This is a genomic window from Piscinibacter sp. (assembly GCF_050175855.1).
Classification (GTDB): Bacteria; Pseudomonadota; Gammaproteobacteria; order Burkholderiales; family Burkholderiaceae_C; genus Piscinibacter.
This window is the reverse complement of sequence record NZ_JBFXIO010000377.1, coordinates 1-5,001: the sequence shown is the minus strand read 5'-3', so window position 1 is coordinate 5,001 and position 5,001 is coordinate 1. Positions and strand designations below refer to the sequence as shown.

The following is a 5,001-nucleotide window of genomic DNA, read 5'->3' as shown; positions in this document are numbered from 1 at the left end:
GCTGCTGCGCGAGCCCGACATGGGCGCCTTCATGGTGATCGCGCTGATCTCCATGGGCATCCTGTTCCTCGGCGGCGTCAACGGCCGCATGTTCCTGCTCAGCGGCGCGGTGCTGGTGGCCTCGTTCGTGCTGGTGATCGCCTCCAGCCCGGAGAAGCGCTCGCGCATCTTCGCCTACCTCGAGCCCTGGGACCCGGAGTACGCGCTGGGCAAGGCCTACCAGCTGACGCACTCGCTGATCGCCTTCGGCCGCGGCGAGTTCTTCGGCCAGGGCCTGGGCTCCAGCGTCGAGAAGCTGAACTGGCTGCCCGAGGCGCACACCGACTTCCTGCTGGCGGTGATCGGTGAGGAACTCGGCTTCGTCGGCGTGGCCTGCGTGATCGTGGCCTTCTTCTGGCTGACCCGGCGCATCTTCCACATCGGCCGCCAGTCGATCGCGCTGGACCGCGTCTTCGCCGGCCTGTACGCGCAGGGCGTGGGCATCTGGTTCGGCGGCCAGGCCTTCGTCAACATGGGCGTGAACCTCGGCGTGCTGCCGACCAAGGGCCTGACGCTGCCGCTGATGAGCTACGGCGGCTCGGCGATCGTGATGAACCTGGTGGCGCTGGCGATCGTCGTGCGCATCGACATCGAGAACCGTCAGATGATGCGGGGAGGCCGCGCATGAGCCGCCATCTGGTGGTGATGGCGGCGGGCACCGGTGGCCACGTGATCCCGGGCTTGGCGGTGGCGCGAGAGATGCTCTCTCGCGGCTGGACGGTGAGCTGGCTGGGCACCACGCACGGCATGGAGAACCGCCTCGTGCCGCCCTCGGGCATCCCGATGGACACGATCACCTTCAGCGGCTTGCGCGGCAAGGGTCTGCTGCACACGATGACCGGGGGACTCCGCCTGCTGGCGGCGTTCTGGAGCTGCCTGCGCATCCTGCGCGCGCGCCGCGCCAGCGCAGTGCTCGGCATGGGCGGCTACGTCTGCTTCCCCGGCGGGCTGATGGCCTCGCTGCTGGGCAAGCCGCTGGTCCTGGTGAACGCCGATGCGGCGCTTCTGATGAGCAACAAGGCGCTGATGCCGGTGGCCGACCGCATCGCCTTTGGCTTTGACGGGCCGACCCTGGCGAACCTGAAGAACTCGGTGGTGACCGGCAACCCGGTGCGCGCCGAGATCGAGGCGCTGCCGGCGCCGGCGCAGCGCTTCGCCGGCCGCACGGGCCCCTTGCGCGTGCTGGTGGTCGGCGGCAGCCTGGGCGCGCGCGCGCTCAACGAGGCGGTGCCGCAGGCGCTGGCGATGATCGACGTGACCCAGCGCCCGCAGGTGACGCACCAGACCGGCAACGCCAACCTCGCCGACGTGCGCGCCGGCTACGAGCGCGCCGGCGTCGAGGGCGAGCTGCTGCCCTTCATCGACGACATGGCGCAGCGCCTGGCCGACTGCGACGTGATCGTCTGCCGCGCCGGCGCGGTGACGGTCAGCGAGCTGTGCGCGGCGGGCGTGGCCGCGGTGCTGGTGCCGCTGGTGGTCAGCACCACCTCGCACCAGCGCGACAACGCCCAGTGGCTGGCCGGGCAGGACGCCGGCATCCACCTGCCGCAAGCCGAGCTGTCGCCCAAGCGGCTGGCCGAGCTGCTCTCCGGACTGACGCGCGAGGCGCTGCTGGCCATGGCGACCAAGGCGCGAGCCTTGGCCAAACCCCAGGCGGCCGCACGAGTGGCCGACCAGATCGAATCGTTGGTGGCCGCATGAAGCACGCTGTCAAGCACATCCACTTCGTGGGCATCGGCGGCGCCGGCATGAGCGGCATCGCCGAGATCCTGCACAACCTCGGCTACGTCGTGTCGGGCTCAGACCAGGGCGACAGCGCCGTCACGCGCCGCCTGGCCTCGCTGGGCATCCGCGTTGCCGTCGGTCACGACGCCGCGCACATCGAGGGCGCCGAGGCCGTGGTCACCTCCACCGCGGTGAAGGGCGACAACCCCGAGGTGATCGCCGCTCGCACCCGGCGCATCCCGGTGGTGCCGCGCGCGGTGATGCTGGCCGAGCTGATGCGCCTGAAGAAGGGCATCGCCATCGCCGGCACGCACGGCAAGACCACGACCACCTCGCTGGTGACCAGCGTGCTGGCCGAGGCGGGCGTCGACCCGACCTTCGTCATCGGCGGCAAGCTCAACGCCGCCGGCGCGAACTCGCGGCTCGGCTCCGGCGAGTACATCGTGGTCGAGGCCGACGAGAGCGATGCCTCGTTCCTCAACCTGATGCCGATCATGTCCGTGGTCACGAACATCGACGCCGACCACATGGACACCTACGGCCACGACTTCGCGAAGCTGAAGCAGGCCTTCGTCGACTTCCTGCACCGCATGCCCTTCTACGGCGCGGCCATCCTGTGCACCGACGACGCCGGCGTGCGCTCGATCGTGCCGATGATCTCGCGCCCGCTGGTCAGCTACGGCTTCGGCGAGGACGCGATGGTGCGCGCGGTGAACGTGCAGGCCCAGGAGGGCGGCACGATGCGCTTCACCGTGCAGCGCCGCAACGGCGTGCGCATGCCCGACCTCGAGGTGACGCTGAACCTGCCCGGCGAGCACAACGTGCTCAACGCGCTGGCCACCATCGCCGTGGCCACCGAGCTGGAGCTGCCCGACGCGCCGGTGGTCAAGGCGCTGGCCGAATTCCGTGGTGTGGGCCGGCGCTTCCAGCGCTACGGCGAGGTGGCGGCCAGCGGCGGCGGGCGCTTCACGCTGATCGACGACTACGGCCACCACCCGGTGGAGATGGCCGCCGTGCTGTCGGCCGCCCGCGGCGCCTTCCCCGGCCGGCGCATCGTGCTGGCCTTCCAGCCGCACCGCTACACCCGCACGCGCGACTGCTTCGAGGATTTCGTCAAGGTGATGGGCAGCGCCGACGCGGTGCTGCTGGCCGAGGTCTATGCCGCTGGCGAGGCGCCGATCGTCGCCGCCGATGGCCGCGCGCTCGCCCGCGCACTGCGCGTGGCCGGGCGCGTCGACCCGGTGTTCGTCGACGACATCGTCGCCATGCCGCAGGCCATCGCTGCGCAGGCCAAGGACGGCGACGTCGTCATCACCATGGGCGCCGGCACGATCGGCCAGACGGCGCAGCACGTGCTGGAACTGCTGGGAGCCGCCGCATGAACGCGACCATCGATCCGAAGAGCCTGGGCAAGGTCGCCGTGCTCATGGGCGGCAGTTCGGCCGAGCGCGAGATCTCGCTGATGTCCGGCTCCGGCGTGCTGGCCGCGCTGCGCTCGCAGGGCGTCGATGCGCTCGCCTTCGACCCGGCCGAGCGCGAGCTGCACGAACTCAAGCGCGAGGGCTTCGCGCGCGCCTTCATCGCGCTGCACGGCCGGCATGGCGAAGACGGCACGGTGCAGGGCGCGCTGGAGCTGCTGGGCATTCCCTACACCGGATCGGGCGTGATGGCCTCGGCGATCGCCATCGACAAGGTGATGACCAAGCGAATCTGGCAGGCCGTCGGCCTGCCGACGCCGAAGTACGTGGCGCTGCCGCGCGCCACGCAGACGCGCGAGCGCGTGATCCAGGTGCCCGACGAGCTCGGCCTGCCGCTGATCGTCAAGCCACCGCACGAGGGCTCGTCGATCGGCGTCACGAAGGTGAAGGGCTACTCGCAGATGCATGACGCGGTGGCGCTGGCCGCTACGCACGACGACGTGGTGCTGTGCGAGGAATTCATCGAGGGCGACGAACTCACCTGCCCGGTGCTCGGCGAGGGCGACGACGCGCGAGCGCTGCCGGTGATCCGCATCGTCGCGCCCGAGGGCGCCTACGACTACCAGAACAAGTACTTCACCGACGTCACCCAGTACCTCGTGCCCAGTGGCCTGCCCGAGGCCGAGGAGCGCGAGATCCAGCGCATCGTCGTCGAGGCCTACCGCACGCTGGGCTGCCGCGGCTGGGGCCGCGCCGACCTGATGGTGCGCGAGCGCGACCGCAGGCCCTTCCTTCTCGAGATGAACACCAGCCCGGGCATGACCTCGCACTCGCTGGTGCCGATGTCGGCCAAGGCGGCCGGCATGAGCTACGAGCAGCTGTGCCTGCACATCGCGGCCAGCGCCGCCCTGGACGGCTGAGGCGACCATGACCCGCCGCAACACCCGCAACCCCACGCCCGCCGCTGGCCTGCCGGCCGACGTGCGGCTGATGAACGCCACCGCGGCGCTGTTCGCGCTGGTCGGGCTGCTGGTGATCGCGGTGGTGGCGGCCTTGTGGATGGCCAAGCAGCCGGTGTTCGCGCTGCGCGCGATCCGCGTCGAGGGTGACGTTGCGCGCAACAGTGCGTCGACGATCCGCGCCAATGCGATGCCGCACCTGGCCGGCAACTTCTTCTCGCTCGACCTGCAGCGCTCGCGCGAGGCCTTCGAGTCAGTGCCCTGGGTGCGCCATGCGGTGGTGCAGCGCATCTGGCCGAACCGTCTGGCGGTGCGGCTGGAGGAGCACCGCGCCGCGGCGCTGTGGGCCACCGAGGAAGGTGAGGACAAGCTGGTCAACAGCTTCGGCGAGGTGTTCGAGGCCAACCCCGGTGACGTCGACGAGGACGAACTGCCGGTGCTGCGCGGCCCCGAGGGCAGCTCGGCGCGGCTGCTGGCGCTCTACCAGCGGCTGCAGCCGGTAGTGCAGCCGCTGGACATGCGCATCGAGGAGCTGGCGATGTCGGGCCGCGGATCGCTGACCGCCGAGCTCGACGGCGGCGCGGCGATCGAGATCGGCCGAGGCGAGGACGACGAGATCGTGGCGCGGCTGCAGCGCTTCGTGGCCACGCTGCCGCAGGTGATCGCCCAGCACCAGCGCCCGCTGGTGCACGCGGACCTGCGCCACAACGACGGATATGCGGTGCGGCTCAAGGGTGTCTCGACCAGCGGGGCGGGCACCGGCGGCGCCGGGAGGAACTAGAGGATGGCCAAGGAATACAAGGATCTCGTCGTCGGGCTGGACATCGGCACCGCCAAGGTGATGGCGGTGGTGGCGGAGG

Annotated in this window: 5 protein-coding genes; all 5 read left to right on the top strand. The window is 70.7% G+C overall.

All coding sequences use genetic code 11. The annotated features are described in order from the left end of the window. On the top strand, window positions 1–667 hold a 667-nt coding region (locus AB7U92_RS21810), incomplete at its 5' end, for an FtsW/RodA/SpoVE family cell cycle protein (protein ID WP_428582035.1). Next, on the top strand, window positions 664–1,740 hold the full coding sequence (gene murG / locus AB7U92_RS21805) for an undecaprenyldiphospho-muramoylpentapeptide beta-N-acetylglucosaminyltransferase (protein WP_428582032.1): 1,077 nt from the start codon (window positions 664–666) through the stop codon (window positions 1,738–1,740). The genes AB7U92_RS21810 and murG, both read left to right, overlap by 4 nt. Further along, on the top strand, window positions 1,737–3,146 hold the full coding sequence (gene murC / locus AB7U92_RS21800) for a UDP-N-acetylmuramate--L-alanine ligase (protein WP_428582029.1): 1,410 nt from the start codon (window positions 1,737–1,739) through the stop codon (window positions 3,144–3,146). Before murG ends, murC begins: the two co-directional genes overlap by 4 nt. Next, window positions 3,143–4,102, top strand: coding sequence for a D-alanine--D-alanine ligase (locus AB7U92_RS21795; protein WP_428582026.1), 960 nt, complete (start codon window positions 3,143–3,145; stop codon window positions 4,100–4,102). Before murC ends, AB7U92_RS21795 begins: the two co-directional genes overlap by 4 nt. A gap of 7 nt (window positions 4,103–4,109) precedes the next feature. Continuing rightward, the gene (locus AB7U92_RS21790) at window positions 4,110–4,922 is read left to right on the top strand and encodes a cell division protein FtsQ/DivIB (protein WP_428582023.1); all 813 of its coding nucleotides are present in this window, start codon (window positions 4,110–4,112) and stop codon (window positions 4,920–4,922) included. Window positions 4,923–5,001 lie beyond the last annotated feature (79 nt).